The following is a 250-nucleotide window of genomic DNA, read 5'->3' as shown; positions in this document are numbered from 1 at the left end:
CCGGCAGCGTCAGATGTTTATAGGAGCCAGCGCCAGGGCTGGGTCACCCCCCATGGGGCCATTTTCGCTCGCGTCAGGGGCATCCCCACGGCCGTGGCCGTGGTTGWCYTGCCGTATTCGAAGATCGACGGCATTCAGCTGATCGTCGACGGCTACCACGGTGAGGTGTTCACCCTGTCTCTTATAAACATCTCCGAGCACACGAGACGAACTGAGCGATATCGGATGCAGTCTTATGCTTGAAAAAAAA

1 pseudogene is annotated in these 250 nt (G+C 57.3%); it reads left to right on the top strand.

The annotated features are described in order from the left end of the window. A pseudogene (locus tag ACQ4LH_RS22165) lies at positions 1 to 174 on the top strand (PEP-utilizing enzyme); the annotation flags it as partial. Between the last annotated feature and the right edge of the window lie 76 nt (positions 175 to 250).

Origin of the sequence: Pseudomonas peli, assembly GCF_050563605.1 — a bacterium.
Lineage (GTDB): Bacteria > Pseudomonadota > Gammaproteobacteria > Pseudomonadales > Pseudomonadaceae > Aquipseudomonas > Aquipseudomonas peli_A.
Note: the sequence above shows the minus strand (reverse complement) of the source record. Positions and strands in the feature narration are given on the sequence as shown.